Origin of the sequence: Bradyrhizobium sp. JYMT SZCCT0180 (assembly GCF_018130165.1) — a bacterium.
Classification (GTDB): Bacteria; Pseudomonadota; Alphaproteobacteria; order Rhizobiales; family Xanthobacteraceae; genus Bradyrhizobium.
On record NZ_JAFCLZ010000012.1, the window covers coordinates 57,140 to 80,869 of the forward strand.

The 23,730-nt window shown below is 62.3% G+C and carries 18 protein-coding genes; 8 read left to right on the forward strand and 10 right to left on the reverse strand.

Features of this window, described 5'->3' with window-relative positions:
- Positions 1–100 precede the first annotated feature (100 nt).
- The 6 genes from JQ641_RS18620 to JQ641_RS18645 form a co-directional block, all read right to left on the reverse strand.
- Complete coding sequence (locus JQ641_RS18620) at positions 101–1,126, reverse strand: transglutaminase-like cysteine peptidase (protein ID WP_211997443.1); 1,026 nt, start codon at positions 1,124–1,126, stop codon at positions 101–103.
- 220 nt (positions 1,127–1,346) lie between these two features.
- Positions 1,347–2,597 (reverse strand): HlyD family type I secretion periplasmic adaptor subunit, encoded by a 1,251-nt coding sequence (locus tag JQ641_RS18625; RefSeq protein WP_211997444.1) that lies wholly within the window; start codon positions 2,595–2,597, stop codon positions 1,347–1,349.
- Complete coding sequence (locus tag JQ641_RS18630; RefSeq protein ID WP_211997590.1) at positions 2,584–4,800, reverse strand: type I secretion system permease/ATPase; 2,217 nt, start codon at positions 4,798–4,800, stop codon at positions 2,584–2,586. Before JQ641_RS18630 ends, JQ641_RS18625 begins: the two co-directional genes overlap by 14 nt.
- A 246-nt stretch (positions 4,801–5,046) precedes the next feature.
- The gene (locus tag JQ641_RS18635; protein ID WP_211997445.1) at positions 5,047–6,729 is read right to left on the reverse strand and encodes a TolC family outer membrane protein; all 1,683 of its coding nucleotides are present in this window, start codon (positions 6,727–6,729) and stop codon (positions 5,047–5,049) included.
- 256 nt (positions 6,730–6,985) lie between these two features.
- Positions 6,986–7,414, reverse strand: a complete 429-nt coding sequence (locus JQ641_RS18640; RefSeq protein ID WP_211997446.1) for a GlcG/HbpS family heme-binding protein — start codon at positions 7,412–7,414, stop codon at positions 6,986–6,988.
- The gene (locus JQ641_RS18645; protein WP_211997447.1) at positions 7,407–10,418 is read right to left on the reverse strand and encodes an FAD-binding and (Fe-S)-binding domain-containing protein; all 3,012 of its coding nucleotides are present in this window, start codon (positions 10,416–10,418) and stop codon (positions 7,407–7,409) included. The genes JQ641_RS18640 and JQ641_RS18645 overlap by 8 nt, the downstream gene beginning before the upstream one ends.
- A 187-nt stretch (positions 10,419–10,605) precedes the next feature.
- Between JQ641_RS18645 and JQ641_RS18650 the strand changes: the two genes are divergently transcribed.
- From JQ641_RS18650 to JQ641_RS18660, 3 genes are all read left to right on the forward strand, one after another.
- Positions 10,606–11,805 (forward strand): pyridoxal-phosphate-dependent aminotransferase family protein, encoded by a 1,200-nt coding sequence (locus JQ641_RS18650; protein WP_211997448.1) that lies wholly within the window; start codon positions 10,606–10,608, stop codon positions 11,803–11,805.
- A gap of 42 nt (positions 11,806–11,847) precedes the next feature.
- The gene (locus JQ641_RS18655; protein ID WP_211997449.1) at positions 11,848–12,645 is read left to right on the forward strand and encodes an enoyl-CoA hydratase/isomerase family protein; all 798 of its coding nucleotides are present in this window, start codon (positions 11,848–11,850) and stop codon (positions 12,643–12,645) included.
- 221 nt (positions 12,646–12,866) lie between these two features.
- On the forward strand, positions 12,867–13,814 hold the full coding sequence (locus JQ641_RS18660; protein WP_211997591.1) for a Bug family tripartite tricarboxylate transporter substrate binding protein: 948 nt from the start codon (positions 12,867–12,869) through the stop codon (positions 13,812–13,814).
- Between the two features lie 17 nt (positions 13,815–13,831).
- On the opposite strand, the gene JQ641_RS18665 is transcribed toward JQ641_RS18660, so the two are convergent.
- Positions 13,832–14,482: a class II aldolase/adducin family protein gene (locus JQ641_RS18665; protein WP_211997450.1), complete on the reverse strand. Its 651-nt coding sequence runs from the start codon at positions 14,480–14,482 to the stop codon at positions 13,832–13,834.
- 169 nt (positions 14,483–14,651) lie between these two features.
- Between JQ641_RS18665 and JQ641_RS18670 the strand changes: the two genes are divergently transcribed.
- The 5 genes from JQ641_RS18670 to JQ641_RS18690 all read left to right on the forward strand — a co-directional run bounded on the left by JQ641_RS18670 (position 14,652) and on the right by JQ641_RS18690 (position 19,798).
- Positions 14,652–15,527 carry an S-methyl-5'-thioadenosine phosphorylase gene (locus JQ641_RS18670; protein WP_211997451.1) on the forward strand — a complete coding sequence of 292 codons (876 nt, stop codon included), beginning with the start codon at positions 14,652–14,654 and terminating at the stop codon, positions 15,525–15,527.
- A complete protein-coding gene (gene mtnA / locus JQ641_RS18675) occupies positions 15,524–16,618 on the forward strand; it encodes an S-methyl-5-thioribose-1-phosphate isomerase (protein WP_211997452.1) in 1,095 nt (364 codons plus the stop codon). The genes JQ641_RS18670 and mtnA overlap by 4 nt, the downstream gene beginning before the upstream one ends.
- 122 nt (positions 16,619–16,740) lie before the next feature.
- Positions 16,741–17,283: a tripartite tricarboxylate transporter TctB family protein gene (locus JQ641_RS18680; RefSeq protein WP_211997453.1), complete on the forward strand. Its 543-nt coding sequence runs from the start codon at positions 16,741–16,743 to the stop codon at positions 17,281–17,283.
- A gap of 18 nt (positions 17,284–17,301) precedes the next feature.
- Entirely contained in the window at positions 17,302–18,819 is a 1,518-nt protein-coding gene (locus tag JQ641_RS18685; RefSeq protein ID WP_211997454.1) for a tripartite tricarboxylate transporter permease, read from the forward strand.
- Positions 18,820–18,976: 157 nt separating this feature from the next.
- Positions 18,977–19,798 (forward strand): outer membrane protein, encoded by an 822-nt coding sequence (locus JQ641_RS18690; RefSeq protein ID WP_211997455.1) that lies wholly within the window; start codon positions 18,977–18,979, stop codon positions 19,796–19,798.
- 82 nt (positions 19,799–19,880) lie between these two features.
- Here JQ641_RS18690 and JQ641_RS18695 read toward each other — a convergent pair whose 3' ends face one another.
- The 3 genes from JQ641_RS18695 to JQ641_RS18705 form a co-directional block, all read right to left on the reverse strand.
- Positions 19,881–21,074, reverse strand: a complete 1,194-nt coding sequence (locus JQ641_RS18695; RefSeq protein ID WP_211997456.1) for a CaiB/BaiF CoA transferase family protein — start codon at positions 21,072–21,074, stop codon at positions 19,881–19,883.
- 400 nt (positions 21,075–21,474) lie between these two features.
- Positions 21,475–22,701, reverse strand: a complete 1,227-nt coding sequence (locus tag JQ641_RS18700) for a phenylacetate--CoA ligase family protein (protein ID WP_211997457.1) — start codon at positions 22,699–22,701, stop codon at positions 21,475–21,477.
- A 128-nt stretch (positions 22,702–22,829) separates the two neighbouring features.
- Positions 22,830–23,669 (reverse strand): ABC transporter ATP-binding protein, encoded by an 840-nt coding sequence (locus tag JQ641_RS18705; protein WP_211997458.1) that lies wholly within the window; start codon positions 23,667–23,669, stop codon positions 22,830–22,832.
- Positions 23,670–23,730: the final 61 nt, after the last annotated feature.

The following is a 23,730-nucleotide window of genomic DNA, read 5'->3' on the forward strand; positions in this document are numbered from 1 at the left end:
GGAAAATGCTTCGGTGAGCGACAGGGCCGCCCGCGGCCCATTTCTATCCTTGCATGGGTTGGTTTCGCGATTGTGCGTCCTCCTCGGCCGTGTGCCGCGCTCACATCAGTAGCGGCAAACCACCAGTCCAGGATGGCGTTGCAATCTCCGCCTCCGACCCCGTCCAGTCGACTGTGGTCGCGCCCGCCGAAGCCGCCGGCGAAGTCGCGCTTTGCCCGTCCGGCACAGCGCGCTTGGCATAGGGCGCCGCGAACAGGTGGACACCCTGGTGGTTGATGGCGAACAGCGGCGTGAAGTTCTTGGCGTCGGAGTCGTCCGTCAGCGTGGAGAAACGGTTGTCGAGCAGCAGCCACCGGCCGTCCAGACGCGCGGCCAGCACGGCGTGGTCCTGGCGGACCGAGCGATCGCGAACCAGTACGAGCTGGAGATCATCGCGGGAGAAACCCGCGGCGGTCAGCGCAACATACTTGGCGATCGCATAATCCTCACAGTCGCCCTTGGCGGTCGCAAACGTTGCGAGCGGCGTACTCCACCGGTCGGGTTCGCCATGCTGGGCGTAGTCACTGACGTAGCGGATCGCCGTGTTGACACCGCGATTGGCCTCGTCAAGCTTGTCACGTCCCGATTTGGAACTGACGGCGTTGATCAGGCGGAGGAATTGCGCGGCGTTGGCAGGGCATTTGCCGGCATCGCTGCCGCACTGGTCGAGAACAGCCTGCTCCTTCGTCATCGCGGCTTCGACGCCGCGCCATTTGCGCCACAGGAGGCCGTCCGGCGCGCGGAACGTAAACAGTCCGAACGGTTCGGTGCCGATCGTCGGCGTTTCCTTGACCTCCTGCACCGCATCGGTCGCGACACCCGAAGGGGTGAGCGCAGCGAGGCGAACCGCGTCGGGTCCACGGCCGCGCTGGCGGTCCAGCTTGGCCAGTACGGCGTTGATGCTGAAGAACGTTGCCGCAGGCCTGGACGCCCGATCGGCGCCCAGCGCGGACTCGGCGGCATTGGCGTCTGCGTTGATAGTATCTTCGGCTGCAAATGCGCCCGGTGCGGCGCAAAGGCTGAGCGAGAGAATGAGCCCCGTGGCGAGCGCAAGCGAGCGCTGCCGCAATTCTACGCGCGGCGTCATGACGTCCCCTTTGTCAGGAGCGTCAGCCAACGTCTCTGCGTCAGGTCAGCCGCCCCAATCTGTTATCGGGACGGAGAGTGCGGCCACCGCCGCTTATTCGGAGTTAAAGCGCGCCGCAGGCGAGGTGAATCCAGGAAAGGCGGTCAACCACCGGTTTTCCACATCGTTCAAACTTGAACGAATCGCGGTGACGATCCGTTAAGCAAGGCGCGAGGCGGGCTCAACGCTCGCGCAAGGCCTCGTCGCGCAAGGTGCGGGCGGGCTTGAGAAGATAGTCGAGGACGGATTTTTCTCCGGTCAGCACCTCGACGGTGGCGACCATGCCTGGAATGATCGGCAGGGAGTTCTTGGTGGTGCCGAGGTGGTTCTTGTCGGTTCGCACCATCACACGGTAAAAAGTTTCCTGACGCTCCGACTTGTCGGCCTTCTCGTCGACGATGGTGTCGGCGCTGATACGCTCGACCTTGCCCTTCAGCGAGCCGTAGACCGACGAATCGTAGGCGGAAAGCTTGACCACGGCGTCCTGGCTCGGACGGATGAACGCAATGTCCTGTGGCCGTATGCGGCCCTCGACCAACAGCGTGTCGTCGAGCGGGATGATGTCCATCAGATTGGCGCCCGGTTGAACCACCGCGCCGATCGTCGTCACGTTCAATTTGTTAACGATGCCGTGGACCGGGGCTCTCAGATCGGTCCGCCGCACGCGGTCCATGGCGGATTTGATATTCTCGTCGAGGACGGCCAGATCGCCCTTCGACTTGGCGAGGTCCTCATCCGCCTGCGATCGGAACGAGGCGAGGGTGTTGGCGATCTTGGATTGGGATTCGGCGAGCTGGCCCCGCATTTCGGTCGCCTGGCGGTCCAGCCTCAGCATTTCGATCTCCGGCACGACCTTCTGTTCGAACAGCTTGCGCGTCAGGGACAGTTCGCGGTCCAGCAGTTTCAGCGTGCCGGTCAGTCTGGTTACCTGCTGGTTAAGGACATCGATGTCCTGCGCAACCTTTTGTCCGCGCATCTTGAAGACGCTGGTTTCCGTCGCCACGGCTGCCGGTACCACCTGATCCAGTTGTTCCGGGAACGTAATCTCGCTCCGCCCGCGCGCCTCGGCCTCGAGGCGGGCGACCCGGGCTGCCATTGCGGCGCGGCGTTCCCTGATCTCGCCAAACTCGGACGCGAATTTGGTGTCATCGATCCGCATCAGCGATTGGCCCTGCTGCACGATCGCGCCTTCCTGAATGAGGATGTCGCCAACGATGCCGCCTTCAAGCGTCTGGACGACCTGGGTCTGCCGCGAGGGCACCACACGGCCGTTACCTCGCTTGACCTCGTCGAGCACGGCAAAATGGGCCCAGACCAGAAAGGTCAGGAGCAGGGCGAGGAACGCCAGCAGCAACATCCGCGACGTTTGCGGCGTGCGCATCGCTGCCGCCGCCCGGATATCATTGGCAAAGGTGAAGTCAGATGCCGGCATTGGGTTTTTGCACCAGGGTTGCGCGTTGCGCGGGAGTTGGCTGCGGCACGAGGTCAGCCGGGGTGACCGCGGGCTTGCCATGCAGCTGCGCCAAAACCTTGTCCCGCGGCCCGTCGGCGATCAGCCGGCCGTTGTCGAACAGCAGCAGCCGGTCCACCATGCCGAGCAGCGACAGACGATGGGTGGAGATGATGATGGTCATCTGCTCTCCCCGAATCGCCTTCAGCCGCTCCAGGAACTCGGCCTCGCTGCGGACGTCAAAATGTGCGGTCGGTTCGTCGAGGAACAGCACGCGCGGATTCCTGATGAGCACGCGTGCCAATCCGATCGCCTGCTTCTGGCCGCCCGACAGGCTGCGTCCGCCCTCGGAAATGGGCATGTCGTATCCCATCGGATGACCGGCGATAAAGCTCTCGACGCCGGAAAGCCGCGCCGCGGCCAGGACTTCTTCATCGGTTGCCTCGGGCTTGCCCAGCGCAATATTGTCACGCAGCTTTCCGAAAAACAGGTCGGTGTCCTGCATCGCAAAGCCGATTCCGGCGCGCAGATCCGACGGATCATATTGCCGCGAGTCGACACCGTCGACGAGCACGCGTCCTTCCTCGGCTTCGTAGAACCCGAGAAGCAGGCGGCCGACCGTTGTCTTGCCGGAACCGACCCGTCCGATGATTCCGACCCGCTCGCCGGCCTCGATCTGGAAGGAAACCTTGTCGAGCGCTTTACCCGGCGCATTCGGATAGGTGAAGCTGACGTTCTCGAAGCTGATGCGACCCTGATCGATCTTTCTGGCGACATAAGCGCGCTGCGGCGACCTTTCCCGCTCCAGCGACATGATGCGGTCGATCGACTTGAGGGCGGACAATGTTTGCGTGCCGCGCGTGATCACCGAAGCGATACCCGCGATCGGAGCCAGAACGCGGCCGGCCAGCATGTTGGCCGCGACCAGCGCGCCGACGCTGAGCTTGCCGTCGAGAATGAGAAAGACACCGATGATGACCAGCAGGAGACTGGTAAGCTGCTGGGCGGCGTTGGCGCTGGTCAGCGTCAGGGACGCCCAGAAATGCACGTCTTCGCCTGATCGGGCGGTCGCGGCCACCGATCGCTCCCACGCCGTCTGCATGCGGGCTTCGGCGCCGGTCGCACGGACGGTTTCCAGACCGGAAAGCGATTCCACCAGTACGCCGTGGCGCGCCGCCGATTCGGCCTGAAGCCGTTTCATCGCGCGGTCAAGCGGGCGCTGCATGGTCAGGCCCAGCCCGATCATGATCGGCAGCATCAACAACGGAACCCATGCCAGGGGGCCGGCGATCGTAAACAGCACGCCGATGAAGAGCACCGCGAACAGCAGATCCGTCGCCGACACGACGCTGCCGGAAGTGAAGAACTCGCGAACCGAGTCGAAATCGCGCAGCTGATTGGCAATGATGCCGACGGAGGTCGGCCGTTGCGCCATTTTCACGGACATCACGTGTTCGAAAATATTGGCGGCCAGCACGACGTCGGCGGTCTTGCCAGTGACGTCGATGATGCGGCTTCGCACTATGCGCAACACAAAGTCAAAGACAATGGCAAGCCCCATGCCGATTGAAAGCGCAATCAGCGAGGGGATCGCGCCGTTGGGAATGACGCGATCGTAAACGCTCATGGTGAACAACGGCGTCGCGAGCGCGAGCATGTTGATCAGGAAGGCGGCGAGCGCGATATGCCCGTAACTGCGCCAATGCACCTTGACGACCGACCAGAACCAATGACTTCGCGGCAGATCTCCGGCGGCAACCGCACGCGCATTTGCTTCGGCGGCAGCCCTGACCAGGAAAGTGTAACCGGTGTAGTCCGCCTTCACCGCCTTGATGTCCATCGTCACCGGCGAGTTGGGCTCGGCCGATGGATCCAGAACCTTGACGCGATGATTGGCCTTGTCGATCGCAAGAAGGATCAGCGCGGTCCCGGTTTTCATGATCAGGACCGCGGGAAGCACCATCGCGGGGATGTCGAGGATGTCACGCTTGGTGGCTTCGGTCTCCAGTCCGGCACGCCTCGCTGCACGGTCGTACAGCGCTACAGAAAGCCGGCCATCAATGATGGGCAAACCACCAAGCAAAGCCTCCCGGCTCACCGCACGGCCATGATAAGCCGCAAGATAGGTGAGAGACGAGGCGAGGGGATCACGCCACGGCGTGCTGGCTTCCTTTGGTTCAGCCAGCCGAAGCGGTTCGACACTCGAGGGCCGATCTTGAGTCTGCTTGGGGGTCCGGGAGAACAAAGCCAAAGCTTAATGCCTCTGATCGAAATACCAATATGACCCGCCAAATCACGCGGGGCTAATATGTCCCGATTATACAGCAAACGACGAACCGAACCATTCGCGATTCGGATTTCCTATCAAACAGTTAATGTGTTCCGGCCGCCTGTGGCGTCGGATACCGTAGTTTCCCGGACAATCCGCCGGTTACTTCCTCGCCGAAGCGAAGGCCGACAGGAGCCAATGCGGCTTGCCCTGGTCCGACGGTGCAAACGACATCGATTGTCCAACCGTAGGGTCGACGTGGGCAATCGTCTGGCTGGGCTCGTATCCCCGTTTCTGAGCGAACCACTCGGGAGCTCCGAGCATCCTTGCTGCAACCGCCCAGCGCGGCCAGCGACCGGAAAAACCTGGCTGCGGCTCGGCGGCGGCATACCCCAAGGGGGCCGCGGCGGCGGGGACGGAAACCTGCAGCGGCTCCGATCCGGTCTGCGGCAGCGTCACACGAGGCGTCGGTAGCTTGTAGGCAGGCAGACCGATCGGCAGCATGTCGAGCGGCGCCGCATCGACCGGCGGTGGGGCCTTGAGATACTCGAGCAGCGTTCCCATCGCGGCCAGCATTTGATAGTCGGCAAAAACAATCACGCCGCGCGCCGAGGTGAGAGACACCGCCGCGTTGAAATACTGGTTTTGCGCGTTCAGCAGATCGATCAGCGAGCGCTGGCCGAGTTCGTATTCCTTTTCGAACGCTGCGATGGTCTTGCGGTCCGCCTGCAGCTGACGCGTCAGCGCTGCGACACGGGTTGCCGTGATGGTTCGCGCAGCCCACGCCTTGTCGATCGATTCAAGGGCATCTCGCTGCAACCTTGCATGACGCATGGTTGCCTCGGTGTGCCGCTCGGCCATCTCGGACCGGCGCCAGACATCCTGACCGCCGCGGAAGATGTCCCAGGACATCACCACCTTGCCGCTATAGTCGTCGTGGGTGACGCCGAGATACGGGTAGGTGTTGTCGTTATGGGTGGCACGTCCTTCCAACGAGAGGTTGGGAACGAAAGCGCCATCCGTAACGCGGAAAGCGTGCTTCGCCGCATCGACGTCGGCTTGCGCCGCCTTGATTGTTGGATTGAACCTCACGGCAATCGCCAGCGCTTCATCCCTTGTCCCTGGCAAACCAGCGAGCGCACCCGGGAAACGCAAATTATAGGGCTCTAGTCCGACGACCTTGCGATACTTCGCCCGGGCTTCCTCCAGGCTCCTGCGAAGCTCGGCCAGCGCCGCGCGCGCGTTCTCGACGCGCTCCCGTGCCTGCTCCAGATCGCCTTCGCCGGCCCGTCCACCCGAGAAGCGGGAGTTCACGTTTGAGAATATCTTCTCGTGGTTGGCGACATTTTGCTGCCCGAGGTCGACGAGCCTCATATAGCGGACGACGTCGACATAGGCTTCCGCCGCGTCCAGCGCGATCAACTCGGTTCGTTCGCGGACCCGGAACGCCGCAGCGTTCACCCTGGCCGATTGGCGCCAGATGTCATGAATAGAGGCAAACCCGTCGAACAGGGTCTGGCGTACGACAACGGATCCCTGGGTGCCGTTCCGCCAGGAACCGCTTCCCTGTGCAGGTATCGGCAACGCTGACCCGCTCACAACGGCGGCGCTCTGGTCGAATTTCTCAGGGCCGTAGCGGGCTTCCACGCGAACCTGAGGTAGCAAAGTGCTTTGAGTCTGCCGCAGCTCCGACTCGGTCGCACGTCGATTGGCTGATGCCTCGCCAACGCCGGGATTCGTCAGCGTCGCCTGCTTCAGCGCATCATTGATGGAAAAAGGCTCGGCGGCGATTGCCGTGCCGGTGACCAACAACAGCCCTGCGGTCGCAAAAAAAGCGGATTTCATTGTCCCCAACCCTGAAATTCTGCCCAACAACTTTGCAGCCCAAATCTAAATTTGCTCAAAATAAGAGTTCCACGCTAACAAGCCGGGCTGGATTCCCCTATGACATTTCGGCCACAGCTGTGGCCAACCTTTACGACATTGTTAATTTTGTTCCATGGCGGTAATCCGGTACGGATTTCCGGACGAACGACTACAATCTTTGGTTGTGTAAGCCGCGTATTTGGCCTGGTTGACGGCACGAAACTCGCGCGTGTCGTTATCCCGCATTCGCCTTCAGCCCGGCTGCCTCGATACCCGCGACGGCGCAGACTTCATCATTGTCAGAGGTGTCGCCGCTGACACCGACCGCGCCAAGCAGTACACCGCCGTCCTGGATCAGCACCCCGCCGGGCACCGGTATAAGGCGGCCTTGTGCCATCGTATTCACCGCGCTGACGAAATAAGCCTGCTCCTGCGCCCGCTGGAACAGCGCGCGTGAGCCCATGCCCAGCGCCAGTGCGCCATAGGCCTTGCCGTGTGCGATTTCGGCCCGCATCAGGCTGGTGCCGTCCTGCGCCGCCGTGACTTTGACGCAACCGCGGGCATCGAGAATGGTGATGACAAGCGGCTTCAGTTTTTTCTCGACGCCTTTGGCAAGGGCGGCATCAAGAATCTTGCGGGCGACATCGAGGGTGAGTTCAGCCATGGGTCGGTTCCTTTGCATGGGAGGAGAGAGGTGAATTGGGCTTTGCACGGTCCAGGCTCATGGCCAGAACACGCGCGACGTGAAGTGCTGATCGCCCGCTGCCATCCTTGATCTGATGCCGGCACGAAGTGCCATCGGCGACGATGAGTGTGGTCTGGTCGGCGCCGCGGACGGCCGGCAGCAGTGAGAGTTCGGCCATTTCCATCGACGCGTGGTAGGTGTCGGCACCATAGCCGAAGGCGCCGGCCATGCCGCAGCAACTGGACTCGATGATCTCGACGTTCAGGTCGGGCACGAGGCGAAGCGCTTTTTCGACCGACTTGAACGCACCAAATGATTTCTGATGGCAGTGGCCGTGAACCAGCGCCTTGGCAGGCATCGAACCAAGCGGCAGCCGCAGACGGCCGGCCTCCGCCTCGCGAACCAGGAATTCCTCGAACAGCAGCGCATGCGCACCGATGCTCCTGGCGTCGTTATCGGAGCGCAAGGAAAGCAGCTCATCGCGCAGCGTCAGAAGACAACTCGGCTCCAGTCCGACGATCGGTACGGCGCGCGCGGCGAACGGCGCGTAGGTTGCGACCAGCCGGTCCAATTCGGCTCGCGCCTGATCGACCAGACCAGCAGAGAGGAACGTGCGCCCGCAGCACAGCGGCCGCGCGTGGTCTGCCGGTTTTGGAATGTGGACGCGGTATCCGCCTTCAACCAGCACGCGTAGCGCGGCGTCGAGGTTTTCCCGGTCATAGGCACGGTTGAAGGTATCGGCGAACAGCACGACTTCGCGGCCATTCTCCGGCCCGAACGCTTCGGCATCGGTTCGGAACACATCGCGCCGGAATGCGGGCAGGGCGCGTTGCGCGCTGATGCCGGCGAACTTTTCAAACAGCTTGCGCAGCAACGGACTGCCGTTGCGCAAGTTGGCGAGCGGGGCGACGCGGGACGCTAGGCCGGCATAGTGGGGCAGATATCCAACCAGTCGGTCGCGCAGCGATAGGCCGTGTGTTGCCGCGCGTGCCGCCAGCACCTCGATCTTCATCTTGGCCATGTCCACGCCCGTCGGGCATTCGTGGCGGCAGGCCTTGCAGGAGACGCAGAGTTTCAGCGTGTCCATCATCTCGTCGGAAGCCAGCGCGTTCGGTCCGAGTTGACCGGAGATGGCCAGTCGCAGCGTGTTGGCGCGGCCGCGGGTGACGTCCTTCTCGTTGCGGGTCGCACGGTAGGACGGACACATCACGCCGCCTTCGAGCTTCCGGCAGGCGCCGTTGTTGTTGCACATCTCGACGGCGCCCTGGAAGCCGCCGCCGGCGCCGGGATAGGCCGACCAATCGAGCGCCGTTTTCAGTTCGCCGATACGATAATCCGGCGGATAGCGAAACAGCGAGCGGTCGTCCATTTTGGGCGGATCGACGATCTTGCCGGGATTGAGGACGTTGTCCGGGTCGAAGCGCTGCTTGACCTCCCGGAAATCAGCAACGATGCGTGAACCGAACATCGCTTCATGGAATTCGGAGCGGACCAGGCCGTCACCGTGCTCGCCGGAATGCGAGCCCTTGTATTCGCGCACCATCTCGAAGGTCTCTTCGGCGATGGCGCGCATCGCCTTGACGTCCTTCTCCAGCTTCAGATTGAGCACGGGGCGCACGTGCAGGCAGCCTTCGGAGGCATGCGCATACATGGTGCCGCGGGTGCCGTGCTTCTCAAAAATGCCGTTGAGGCGTTCGGTATAGTCGGCAAGATGCGGCAGCGGCACCGCGCAGTCCTCGACAAAGGAGACCGGCTTGCCCTCCTGCTTCATCGACATCATGACGTTGAGGCCCGCGGCGCGGAAGTCGGCGATGCCGGTCTGCAGCGCAGGTTCTGTGATTTCAACCACGCCGCCCCATTTGCGTTGCGGTTGATCCCAGCCAAAGCCGAGATCCGCCATCAGCTCGCCGAGCTGCTTCAGGCGGCGCTGGTTTTCAGCCTGATCTTCCTCGGCGAATTCCACGATCAGCACCGCATCGGGGTCCCCGCGTACAGCAGTGCTGATGATGGGCTGGAACATCGCGATCTCGCGTCCCAGCGCGATCATGGTGCGATCAACCAGTTCGACCGCAATCGGGCGGAGTTTTACCAGATGCTGGGCCGCGTCCATCGCCTCATAGAAGCTGCCGAAATGACAGACGCCCAGCACCTTGTTGCGGATAACAGGCCATAGTTTGAGCTCGACCTGCGTGGTGAAGGCGAGCGTGCCTTCCGAGCCGACCAGCAGGTGTGCCATGTTGTTCGCCGCGTTGCGCGGTACCAGCGCATCGAGATTGTAGCCGCCGACGCGGCGCTGCACTTGCGGAAATCGTTCGGCGATCTCGGCTGCCTCGCGCTTGCCGAGATCGAGCATGTCGCGGAACAGCGCGAGCCCGCCAGCTGGTGAATTCACGCGCGCGAGATCGCGCGGCACCTCGCCAAAATGCAGCAGCGTGCCGTCAGCCAGGGCCGCATCCATCGACAACGTGTTATCGCGCATGGTGCCATAGCGCAGCGAGCGGCCGCCGCACGAGTTGTTGCCGGCCATGCCGCCGATAGTGGCGCGCGAGGCCGTCGACACGTCGACCGGAAACCAAAGCCCGTGCTTCTTGAGCTGGCGGTTGAGGTCGTCGAGCACAATGCCGGGTTCGACAACGCAGGTGCGGTTTTCGACATCGAGCGAGAGGACGCGATTCAGGTATTTGGAAAAATCGACGACGATTCCCTCATTGACGGTCTGGCCGCATTGCGAGGTGCCGCCGCCGCGCGGGGTGACGATTCGGCCAGCGTCCCCTGCGATGGCCAGCGTCCGCAACGCCTCATCCATGGTCCGGGGGACCACGACGCCAAGGGGCATCATCTGGTAGAACGAGGCGTCGGTCGCGTAGCGGCCACGGTTGAACGCATCGAAGAAGACGTCGCCGGTAATCTCGCGAGCAAGACGCACGGCGAGGGCGCTGTTTTCAGCCGAATTTTGTGACTTTTCGGCCCCTGTTGCCGCCATTGCCTTGGTCTCGTGAGTGATCCTCAGTGTCTTGCCTGCCGGGGTCCGCCTTGGCAAGGCAAAGCCCTGCTTCTTGTGCATTGACGGGCCCCGCCGGGCGGGGGACAAGCCCGCCGAATAGTGATATTCGAGCGGCTCGTGAAGCCAAGACTTGTGAAGCCAAAGACAAGACCGGGAAGGACGCCCTATGACTGTGCACTCTGGACGGCATTTTCTGCAGATTCCGGGACCGACCAACGTGCCGGACCGGGTGCTGCGCGCCATGGACATGCCAACCATGGATCATCGGGGTCCCGAATTTGCCGAGATCGGCCACGCGGTGCTGGCGGCCATGCAGCGGGTGTTCCGCACCAAGCAGCCCGTGATCATCTACCCGTCGTCGGGCACCGGCGCCTGGGAAGCGGCCCTCGTTAATACGTTGCAGCCCGGCGACAAGGTGCTGATGGCGGAGACGGGGCAGTTTGCCGTGCTGTGGCGCGGCATCGCCGAGAAATTCAAGCTTGACGTGGAGTTCATGCCCGGTGACTGGCGCCACGGCGCCGATCTCGAGCAAATCGAGGCGCGGTTGTCGGCCGACAAGGCGCACAAGATCAAGGCCGTGTGCGTCGTCCACAACGAGACATCGACCGCCTGCGTCACCTATCCGCTCGAAGTCCGCAAGATCCTCGATCGTGTCAAGCATCCGGCGCTGCTGATGGTCGACACCATCTCCGGTCTCGGCTCACTGGAATATGAGCACGACGCCTGGGGCATCGACGTGTCGGTCGCGGGATCGCAGAAGGGTCTAATGCTGCCGCCGGGTCTCGGTTTCAACGCGGTGTCGGAAAAGGCGCTCGCGGTCGCGAAGGCCAATCCGGCGATGCGTTCCTATTGGGACTGGCAGGAAGTCATCGCAATCAACAAGGCGGGTACCTGGCCCTATACGCCGGCAACCAATCTGCTGTTCGGGCTTCGCGAAGCGGTCAAGATGCTCGAAGAAGAGGGGCTGGAAAACGTCTTCGCCCGCCACAAGCGCCACAGCGCCGCAACGCGCGCGGCCATCAAGGCCTGGGGCCTGGAAACGCAGTGCCAGGAACAGGGCGCACACTCGCCGGCGCTGACCGGCGTGGTGATGCCGGAAGGTCATGACGCCGACAATTTCCGCAAAGTGGTGCTGGAAAACTTCGACATGTCGCTCGGCACCGGCCTCAACAAGATCAAGGGCAAGGTGTTCCGGATCGGCCATATCGGCCACTTCAACGATCTGATGCTGATGGGCACGCTGTCGGGCGTTGAAATGGGTCTCGATCTGGCCAAGGTGCCGCATCGTGGCGGCGGCGTGCTGGCGGCGATGGAAGTGCTCAAGGGACGCGATGCGGTTTCCATTCCAAAGGTCGCCGTCGCCTGAACCGGTCTCGCCCCAACAACGAAAAGAACAGAAAGAACTGCGATGAACGCACCGGTAGCTGCAACTGAAGACCTGCTCTATTCCGTCGAGGACGGTATCGCCCGGCTGACGTTCAACCGGCCGCAGGCGCGCAACGCCCTGACCTTTGCGATGTATGAGCAGATGGCGGCGATCTGCGAGAGCGTCAACCAGGACCGCTCGATCAAGGCCATGATCCTGACTGGCACGGGGGAAAAGGCGTTCGCATCGGGTACCGACATTTCGCAGTTCCGTGCCTTCAAGACCGCGGAGGACGCACTCGAATATGAGGAGCGGATCGATCGCGTGCTGGGCACATTGGAGAAGGTCCGGGTGCCGACGATTGCGGCCATTGCTGGTGCCTGCACCGGTGGCGGCGCCGGGATTGCCGCCTGCTGCGATATTCGGATCGGCACCGCAACCACACGCATCGGCTTTCCCATCGCGCGCACGCTGGGCAACTGCCTGTCGATGTCCAACATCAGCCGGGTTGTTGCGTTGGTCGGGCCGGCGCGGACCAAGGACCTGATTTTTACAGCGCGGCTGATCGAGGCGCCGGAGGCGCTGTCGCTCGGTCTGCTCAACGAGGTGGTGCCTGACGTTCCGACGCTGCAGCGCCGCGCCGATGAAACCGCCAAGCTCGTTGCGGGTCATGCGCCGATCACGATGGAAACCGCCAAGGAAGCGGTGCTCCGTATTCGCCGCACGCTGTCGCGCGAGGAGGGCCGAGATCTGATCCTGCGCGCCTACATGAGCGAGGATTTTCGCGAAGGAATGGATGCCTTCCTCAACAAGCGAACGCCGAACTGGAAGGGCAAATAGGTTCGGGTTTGATTGATTAGGATCGGGGCTCCGTATCGCCGCGGGCGTGGTTCGCTTGGCTCATGCGAAAGTCATAGGCAGTGTGGGGTGGTTCGACTTGAACTGGCGCAGTTAAACCCGCACAATGCTGCCGTGTGTGTTAGTGTTTCTATAATTAAAACAAAGATATAGGGAAGAAAAACGTGGGACAGATTCTGAAAGCCACGGCTGCCTTGGCGGCCATGATCGTCAGCGTACCGGCGTTCGCTGCCTGGGAGCCGACCAAACCGGTTGAAATCGTGGTCGCAGCAGGTGCCGGCGGCGCCTCCGACCAGATGGCTCGCATGATGCAGGCGGCAATCCAGAAGAATAGTTTGATGAAGCAGCCGATCGTGGTCTCGCTCAAGGGCGGAGCGTCCGGTGCCGAAGCGCTGATGTACATGAAATCCAGCGACGGCGACCCCAACAAGGTGCTCATCGCCTATTCGCTGATCTACATGCTGCCATTGTCGGCGAAGATTCCCTTCAATTGGCGCGATCTCACGCCGGTGTCGGTGGTCGCGCTCGATCAGTTCGTGCTGTGGGACAATGCCGCCGGACCGAAAACCGTGAAGGAATTCGTTGCCGCCGCCAAGGCTGCGAGTTCGCCGTTCAAGATGGGCGGCACCGGCTCCAAGCGCGAGGATCACGTGCTCACCGTGTTCATGGAGCAGAGGACCGGCGCGAAGTTCTCCTATCTGCCCTACAAATCCGGTGGCGAAGCCGCGACGCAACTGGTCGGCAACCATACCGAGTCCAACGTCAACAACCCCTCCGAAAATCTCGAAGTCTGGCGCGCCGGCCAGGTCCGCGCGCTGTGCGTGTTCGACAAGGAGCGGATCGCCTACAAGACCAAGGTCACCGAGACGCAATCCTGGAACGACATCCCGACCTGCAAGGAAGAAGGGCTCGACGTGCAGTATCTGATGCTGCGTGCGATGTTCCTTCCGGGCAAGGTCACGCCGGATCAACAGGCGTTCTATGTCGACCTGTTCCAGAAGGTGACGCAGACCGCCGAGTACAAGGAATACATGGAAAAGCAGGCGCTGAAGCCGATCTTCCTGACCGGCAAGGACATGGTGAAGTTCCTCGAGGAGGATGACAAGCTCAACACCTCGCTGATGAACGAAGCCGGTTTCGTGGCGAAGTAAACCAGCCGTAACGCGCGTTATTTCCCGGCAGGACCGTATCCAGCGATCCTGCCGAGAACGTTCTTGATCTCTGCTTTGGGCAGCAACCGCGGTGTGCCGATCTGAAGGCAGCCGTGATATTGCCGCGCCAGCGCTTCGACCTCCACCGCAAGCCACATTGCCTTTGACAGCGAAGGTCCGACGGCGATCATGCCGTGATGCTCCAGCAGGCAGGCCAGGCGGTCCTCGAGCGCTCGCACGGCGTGTTCCGACAGCTCCTGTGTGCCGAACGTCGCATAGGGCGCGCAGCGGATGGTGTCGCCGCCGGCGACTGCGATCATGTAATGGATCGGCGGGATTTCCAGACCCATGATCGCGAGGATCGTCGAATAGGGTGGATGCGCGTGCACCACCGCGTTGACCTCGGGCCGTGCCTTCAGAATGTCGAGGTGAAACCGCCACTCGCTCGACGGTCGCTGCGCCGCGTCGAACGAACCGTCCAGACCCATGAACACGATCTGCTCCGGCTGCATCGTTTCATAGGGCACGCTGGTCGGTGTGATCAGCAGGCCGGCGTCATGCCGCAGGCTGATATTCCCGGACGTGCCCTGATTAATGCCCAGCGCATTCATGCTGCGGCAGGCGTCGATGATTGACTGGCGCTTTTTCCGCTCGCTGGTGGCCGACATCCACTTTCTCCTGATCGCTGCGGCGTGGCGCCGTCAAATCACAAGCCCTGTCAGAGGGCCTTTGCCGTAGGCGAACAATGGTTGATTATTGCGTCGCAGTATAGTCGAACATCCAAGCGTGCTGGGAACAAGCCGGAGTGGTCGCTCCGGAAAACATCTGGGAGCAATCATGACAAATGCCGTGCTTGGCATTATCGGCGGATCCGGCATTTACGATCTGCCGGGGTTGGAAAATGTCCGCGACGAGGCAATCGAAAGCCCCTGGGGTGAGGCATCTGCGCCCGTCAGGCATGGTGTCATCGCCGGGCTGCCGATCGTATTTCTGCCCCGTCATGGCAAAGGGCACGTTCTGTCGCCTTCGGACATCAACTACCGCGCCAATATCGACGTCCTGAAACGGGCAGGGGTTACCGACCTGATTTCGCTCTCGGCCTGTGGTTCGTTCCGGGAGGATCTGCCACCCGGCACATTCGTGCTCGTCGATCAGTTCGTGGACCGCACCCACAAGCGCGAAAGTTCATTCTTCGGCAGAGGCTGCGTTGCCCATGTCTCGATGGCGCATCCGGTGTCACCGCGCCTATTGGTGCATTTGGCGGAGGCGGCCAAGGCCGAGGACATCGCGGCCGTGCAAGGCGGCACCTATGTCTGTATGGAGGGCCCTCAGTTCTCCAGCCTTGCCGAGAGCCTGACCTACAAGACGCAGGGCTATTCGGTGATCGGGATGACCAACATGCCGGAAGCCAAGCTCGCCCGTGAGGCCGAGATCTGTTACGCCAGCGTGGCGATGGTTACCGATTTCGATTGCTGGCATCCCCAGCACGACGCCGTGACGGTTCAGGATATCATTCGCGTGCTGAACTCGAATGCCGAAAAAGCCAAGGGCCTGGTTGCGCGCCTTGCCAGGGACTTTCCGCGCGAGCATGAGCCGTGTCCGATCGGTTCGGACCGGGCCCTCGATACCGCCCTGATCACGGCGCCGGAAGCGCGAGATCCCGAATTGCTCAGCAAGCTCGACGCGGTGGCCGGCAGGGTGCTGCGCTCATGAAAGTCGATGGCCAGCATTTTCGCAGCATCTGGCTCGAGCCCGATGGATGGTCGGTTAAGGCGATCGACCAGCGGCGACTGCCTCATGAATTCGTCATCGCGCGGATGACGAGTGCGGCGGACGCCGGCGAAGCCATCCGTTCCATGCTGGTGCGCGGCGCGCCGCTGATCGGCGCAACCGCCGCTTATGGCATGGCGCTGGCTATGCGCGCCGATGCCTCCGATGCCGCGCTTGACCTTGCCTACAAGATGCTGATCGCGACCCGGCCGACGGCGATCAACCTGAAATGGGCGCTCGATGAAATGCACGGGATGCTGCGGCCCTTGCCGCCGTCAGGACGTGTTGCGGCGGCCTACAAGCGTGCCAATGAAATCGCGGAGGAGGACGTCGCGATCAATCAGGGCATAGGACAGCATGGTCTGGCGCTGATCGAAGCGATTGCCGCGACCAAGCCGGGAGAGACGATCAACATTCTGACGCACTGCAACGCTGGATGGCTGGCGACGGTCGATTTCGGTACCGCGACCGCGCCGATCTACCTCGCGCATGATCGTGGCCTGAAAGTCCATGTTTGGGTCGACGAAACCCGGCCCCGCAATCAAGGCGCTTCCCTCACGGCGTGGGAACTTGGGCACCATGGTGTCCCGCATACGGTGATTGCCGACAACACCGGTGGCCACCTGATGCAACACCGGATGGTCGATCTGGCCATCGTCGGAACCGACCGGGTGGCCGCCAATGGCGATGTCTGCAACAAGATCGGAACCTACTTGAAGGCGCTCGCCGCGCACGACAACGGCGTGCCGTTTTATGTTGCGCTGCCGTCGCCGACCATCGACTTTAGTATCGACGACGGAATAAAGCAGATTCCGATCGAACAGCGCGCTTCCGACGAGGTCGCGACCATGACCGGCCGCACCACCGATGGGCGGATCGAAACGGTGCGGGTGGTGCCTGCGGGATCGCCGGTCGCCAATTATGCCTTCGACGTCACGCCGGCACGGCTGGTAACTGGATTGATCACCGAGCGTGGTGTGCTGAGAGCTGAACGTGCTGCACTTGCGAGCACGTTTCCTGACCGGTTCCGATAGCGTTGCCGGTTCGCGTTGAGGAAACGCATCAAGCCAGAGCATTCGCTGAAGTTACATTGACGCGGGCAACGCCAGCACTGTATCCCGTATGCCACGTCAGTTAGCCGGGATAGATCTCATCCATGTCCAATACCGACATCGAAATCGTCGTTGACGATCCGACCGCGCCGGAGGTCAATTCACCCGTCGTGACGAGCGTCCGCATCGTCGACGTCGTGGTGTCATTGCTCCTTCTGGCGCTGGCGCTGACGCTCGGATGGGACAATTGGCGCACCGGCGCCGCCTGGGACTCCACCGGCCCGCAGGCCGGTTATTTTCCGTTCTATCTGTCGGTGATCCTCGGTGGCGCCAGCCTCTATGGTCTCGTCACCGCTTTCCTGTCGCGCAAGGAAGCCGCCGAGACTTTCGTCACGCGGGCCCAGCTTCGCCGCGTCTTGGCCGTGTTCGTGCCGACGCTGCTGTTCTGTCTGGCCATGCAATTTCTCGGACTCTATGTCGCGAGCTTCCTGCTGATCTCGACCTTCATGCGCGTGGTCGGCAAGATCGCCTTGTGGAAATCGCTGCTGACCGCCTTCGTGTTCACCGCTGTGATGTTCGTGACCTTCGACATCGCGTTTGACGTCATCATGCCAAAGGGCCCGCTCGAAGCGGCGCTCGGCCGCTAGTAGATCGCAGGTAGTTCGATGGAAGCCTTCGGTCTACTCATGCACGGCTTTGCCGTCCTGCTGACATGGAAGACGCTCGTCCTGATGATGGTCGGGCTGGTGCTCGGCGTTTTCGTCGGCGTGCTGCCGGGACTTGGCGGGCCGAACGGCGTGGCGATCCTGCTGCCGTTGACCTTCACGATGGATCCGACCTCGGCCATCGTCATGCTGTCCTGCATTTATTGGGGTGCGCTGTTCGGCGGCGCCATCACGTCCATCCTGTTCAACATTCCCGGCGAGGCGTGGTCGGTCGCGACCACCTTCGACGGTTATCCAATGGCGCAGCAGGGCAGGGCTGCGGAAGCGCTCACTGCGGCGTTTACATCCTCCTTCATCGGTTCGCTGGTGGCGGTGCTGTTGATCACGTTTCTGGCGCCGATGATCTCGTCCTTTGCGCTGAAGTTCGGCCCGCCTGAATTCTTTGCGGTCTATCTTCTCACCTTCTGCTCCTTTGTGGGGCTTGGCCGCGAGGCCAAGCACAAGACGGTCATTTCGATGTCGCTCGGTCTGCTGCTCGCCGGCGTTGGAATGGACACGGTGTCCGGCCAGTTGCGGATGACCTTTGGTTCGACCGACCTCTTGCGCGGCATTAATTTTCTGGTCGCGGTGATCGGCCTGTTCGGCATCAGCGAGATCCTGCTGACGATGGAAGAGCGCCTCGCGTTGCGCGGACACGCCGCCGGGATCAGTCTGCGCGTCGTGTTGTCGGTCTGGAGAGACCTGCCGAAATATTGGGTGACGCTGTTTCGTTCGTCGTTCATCGGCTGCTGGCTCGGCATTACGCCGGGTGGCGCGATTGCGGCCTCGTTCATGGGCTACAATCTCGCCAAGCGTTTTTCCAAGGACCCGGACGGTTTCGGCAAGGGCCGCATCGAAGGAGTGTTCGCGCCGGAAACGGCGGCGCATGCCTCGGGCACCGCAGCGCTGCTGCCGATGCTGGCGCTCGGAATTCCCGGCTCCGGCACTGCGGCAATCCTGCTCGGCGGCTTGATGGTGTGGGGCCTCAACCCCGGGCCTTTATTGTTCGTCGAACACAAGGACTTCGTCTGGGGCCTGATTGCATCGATGTATCTCGGCAACGTGGTCGGTCTTGTGCTGGTGCTGACGACAGTGCCGATCTTTGCCTCGATCCTGCGGGTGCCGTTCGCAGCGGTCGCGCCGATGATCGTGGTGTCCTGCGCGATCGGTGCCTATGCCATTCAGAATGCAATGTTCGACATCTGGCTGATGCTTGGCTTCGGCGTCGTCGGCTACGTGTTCAAGAAGATCGGAATTCCGCTCGCACCGTTCACGTTGGCGCTGGTGCTCGGCAACCGCGCCGAGGATGCGTTCCGCCTGTCGATGATCGGATCCGGCGGCGACATGAAAGTGTTCTGGTCGAACGGCCTGGTTGGCTCGATTACAACACTGGCAATCGTTCTCCTGTTCTGGCCCATCCTCGACAAGGCATTTGGGAGCGTCAGCCGGCTGATGAAAACGGCAAAAAGCCCCGCTTAGTCATGCGTTTGGGGCGGATTTGGCATTTGTTCACCGTGGCTGCGCCAACTCCTCAATGGAACTCGATTATGTCCTCTTGTTGCTGAAGGGTAACAGGCTACGGGCGCATCTCGCTGTATGGTGGTTCCAAGTTCAATTTCAGATTTTGGGAATCCCGATGAATCGCATTCTGATTGCAGGCGCCGCGATTGTTTCGCTGCTCACGACAAGCGCTTTCGCTGCCGACCTGGCCCCGCGGCCGTATACCAAGGCTCCCGTGATCGTCGATCCCGGCTACAACTGGACTGGGTTCTATGTCGGTCTCAACGGCGGCTATAGCTGGGGCAGGGCGCGTAACACGTTCGAACCGGGTGCACCGCTTGGGATCACCACGTTTGGGCAGAATGTCGATGGCGGTCTCGGCGGCGCGCAGATCGGTTATAATTGGCAGCTGGATCGCACCTGGGTGGTCGGACTTGAAGCTGACATCCAGGGCACGGGGGAACGCGGAGGATCGCGTGATCAACTCGGAGCGATCAGAGTCGGCAACATAGGTGCGACCTTGTTCGCCGACACCACCACGAGCTTGCCCTGGTTTGCAACCTTCAGGGCCCGTGGCGGCGTCCTCGTTGACCCGAGTCTGTTGCTGTACGCGACAGGCGGTCTGGCGGTTGGTGAGGTCAAGGTGGCGACGACGCCTACCGGGATCTTCCAGCTGTTCGACGGCAACAGCAACGTCACCATCGGCGCACCGTTCACGGTCATTGGGACCACGGTGTCCGGGAGTGAGACGCGTGTGGGTTGGACAGTTGGAGCCGGCCTTGAGAAGAAATTCGCCAGGAACTGGTCGGCGAAGCTCGAATATCTCTATATGGACTTCGGCTCGAAGACCTACTTCGGCGGAACGGCCAATCAGACCACCGTCAGGTTCCATGACCATGTTGCCCGCGCCGGCATCAACTACCAGTTCACCGCGGGTCCGGTCGTCGCCAAGTACTGAGCGACAGAACGACAGGAATAAAAAAAAGCCCCGGTTTTCCGGGGCTTTTTCGTGTCGTGAGTTCCAGCCCTTCTGATGCCGCTCAGACCACCTTGCGTTGCCTGAGATCGGCGATCTCTTCCTTGCCGAAACCGAATTCGGCAAGCACCTCTTCGGTCTGTTCACCGAACTCCGGCGGACGTGCCGCCATGCTGCTTGGCGTCCGCGACAAAGTTATCGGCTGGCCGACCAGTTGGATGTGCCTGTTTTCGTCGTTGGGCACGTGCTGCGCGATGCCGAGATGCTTGACCTGGTCGTCATCGAACATCTGATCAATCGAGTAGATTGGGCCACAGGGCACGCCGGCGGCGTTGAGCTCGCTGACCCAGGTCTCGGTGGATTTCTTCTCGGTGAGCTTCCCAATGGCGGCGTTGAGCGCGTCGCGGTTCTTCGAGCGGGCGGGAGAGGTGGCGTAATCGGGATTGGTGAGGAGTTCAGGCGCGCCGATCGCTTGCGCGCAGCGCTCCCAGATCCGCCCGCCGGTGGTGGCAATATTGATATAGCCGTCGGACGTCTTGAAGACGCCGGTCGGAATGCTCGTCGGATGGTTGTTGCCGGCCTGTTTGGCCACGTCCTTTTCCATCAGCCAGCGTGCGGCCTGGAAATCCAGCATGAAGATCTGGGCCTGCAGCAGCGAGGTCTGCACCCACTGGCCTTCGCCGGAAACATCGCGTTCGAGCAGCGCGGTGAGGATGCCAAGCGCACAGAATAGCCCGGCCGTGAGGTCGGCCACGGGAATGCCGACCCGCATCGGACCCTCGCCGGGGGCGCCGGTAACCGACATCAGCCCGCCCATGCCCTGGGCGATCTGATCGAAGCCCGGCCGCTTGTGATAGGGGCCATCCTGCCCGAACCCGGAGATGCTGCCATAGACGATCCGAGGGTTGATCTTGCGCAGGCTATCGTAATCGATGCCGAGCTTGGCTTTGACATCGGGCCGGAAGTTCTCGACCACGACGTCCGCCTGCTCGGCAAGGCGCTTGAACACCTCGAGGCCCTTCGGATCCTTCAGGTTGAGCGTCATCGCCCGTTTGTTGCGGTGCAAATTCTGGAAGTCCGAGCCCTGGCGCGGGCCACCGGGCTGTTCGCCGGCCGCGTCCTCCAGCAGCGCGTCGATCTTGATGACATTGGCGCCCCAGTCGGCGAGCTGCCGCACGCAGGTCGGCCCCGAACGGACGCGGGTCAGGTCGAGGACGGTGAAACGGGAAAGGGCCTGCGAAGCGCGCGGGGAGGGCATCAAGGAGTCTCCAGCCTAGAATTGGTCGAGGTCAAATTATCGGCGAAATGCATGGGCTTGTCATGCGATCATCGCGGATAGCGTCCGCGCCGGGATGCATAGCATGTCGCTGCTAGTACACGCGGACCTCGAGCCCGACGCAGCGCATTCACGCCAGTCTTCGGCGCGCCATCAGCGCGTTCACGCGCGTCTTCGACGCGCTATGGGGCGGCGTGCTGCACGGTGCAGACACAAAATCGCGAAAACAACCCCATGCAAAGTAAGCCGGGCCCGACTCGCCGCACTCGTGCTGCATTGCGCCCGCGGTACGAGAAGGAGAAATGACCTTTCTGAAGCAAACGATCCGAATCCGGCGGAAGGATTGTTGCAGCCAGTAGAGAGATCGTAAACGCCCTTCGCGTTAGCTGCGTTCGTCGACAATCACCTTTCCATCATTCGGCAATGACTTGGGCTCGACCCAATCCACGCTACCTCCGAGTTTTGTTATGTTTCGGAGTGTTGCGACAACCGCTTCCATGAGGCCGGCATTCGGACTGGCTGTCTCTGCCTTGAGGGTCATTAGGTCGCTTTCGCCCGACCGCGTCACGACGAGGCGCAGCCGCCCGAGTTCGGGGTGGCGTTTGCCGATCTCCGCGATTTGTTCCGGCCGCACGAACATGCCCTTGACCTTGGTGGTCTGGTCGGCCCGCCCCATCCAGCCCTTGATGCGCATGTTGGTGCGCCCGCAGGTGCTAGCGCCGGGTAGCACTGCCGTAAGATCGCCCAGCGCGAGCCGGATCCAGGGGTGGTGCGGATCGAGCGAGGTGACGACGATCTCGCCGACGTCACCGGGGGCGACGGGATCGCCGGTGCCGGGCCGCACGATTTCGAAGATCAGGTCCTCGTTCACGACCATGCCGTCATGGGCCGCGGTCTCGAAGGCGATCAGGCCGAGGTCGGCGGTGCCGAACGCCTGGTAGGCATCGACGCCGCGCGCCTTGACCTCGTCCTGCAGCGATTTCGGAAAGGCCGCGCCGGACACCAGAGCGCGCTTGATCGAAGAGATGTCGCGCCCGGCGCTTGCGGCGGCATCGAGCAGGATCTTGAGGAAGTCCGGTGTGCCGCTGTAGCCGAGCGGCCGATAGGCCTCGATCAGCTCGAACTGCGCTTCGGTGTTGCCCGGGCCGGCCGGGATGACGGCACAGCCCAGCGCCCGCGCCGAGGCGTCAAAAATGAAACCGCCGGGCGTCAGATGGTAGCTGAAGGTGTTGAGCACGACGTCGCCGGGCCGGAAGCCGGCCGCAAACAGCGCCCGCGCGCCGCGCCAGGGGTCGGCATGAACAGCCTCAGGCTCGAAGATCGGCCCCGGGGAGGTGAACAACCGTCCGAACGACCCCGGGAGGCCCGCCACGAGCCCGCCGAAGGGCGGCGCGGCCTTGTGCAGGGCAGGGAGTTCGGACTTGCGCAGCACCGGCAGGCGCGCCAATGCGGTCCGGTCGGTCACGGAAGCCGGATCGATGCCCTTCAGGCGTTCGGCATAGGCAGGCGCCGCCATTGCCCGGCGCAGCACGTCCGGCAGCCGCGAGAACAACTCCGCCTCGCGCTGGATCGGCTCACGCGTTTCAAGGGCGTCGTAATGGTCGGTCATGAGTCAGTCTTTCTTTCGTCATTCCGAGGCGCGGGGAATCCATAACTACGATCGGGAGTATGGATTCCCCGATGCGCAAGTGCGCATCTGAGGCCTGCGCCCAGAGGCGCATCCCGAAATGACGGCTGTTACAGCCACCGCTTCCGTCTCTTGAAGCTCTTCAGGTTCTTGAAGCTCTTGCGCTGGTCGCCGGCGCCGCCGAGGTAAAACTCCTTCACGTCCTCATTGTCGCGCAATTCGTCGGCGGAGCCGTCGAGCACCACCTTACCCTGTTCCATGATGTAGCCATGGCTCGCGACCGAGAGCGCCGCCCGTGCGTTTTGCTCCACCAGCAGGATGGTGACGCCGAGGTCGCGGTTGATCTCCTTGATGATCCCGAACACTTCCTTGACCAGCAGCGGCGACAGCCCCATCGACGGCTCGTCCATCAGGATCATCTTCGGGCGCGCCATCAGCGCGCGGCCGATCGCCAGCATCTGCTGTTCGCCGCCGGAGAGGTATCCGGCGAGCCCCGTGCGCTCCTTGAGGCGCGGGAAATAACGAAAGACCATGTCGATGTCGGCGCCGACCTCGTTGTCGGTGCGGGTAAAGGCGCCGAGCTTGAGGTTTTCCACGGACGTCATGTCTGAAATGATGCGGCGGCCCTCCATCACCTGGAAGATGCCGCGGCGGACGATCTTGTCAGGATCGATGCCGTTGATGCGCTCGCCGTCGAACACGATCTCGCCGCGGGTGACCTCGCCGTCCTCGGTCTTGAGCAGGCCGGAGATCGCTTTGAGCGTCGTCGACTTGCCTGCGCCATTGGCGCCGAGCAGCGCCACGATCGCGCCTTTTGGTACCTCGAGGCTCAATCCGCGCAGCACCAGGATGACGTTGTCGTACACCACCTCGATGTTGCGGACATCGAGCAGCGGCGCGGTGGTTGGCGCCGCCGCCGGTGCGCGCTCAATTTGAGTTGCTTCTGTCATATTGACCTCTCGCTGTCGTCACCCTCGAAGGCGGGTGACCCAGTATTCCAAAGGCGTCTGC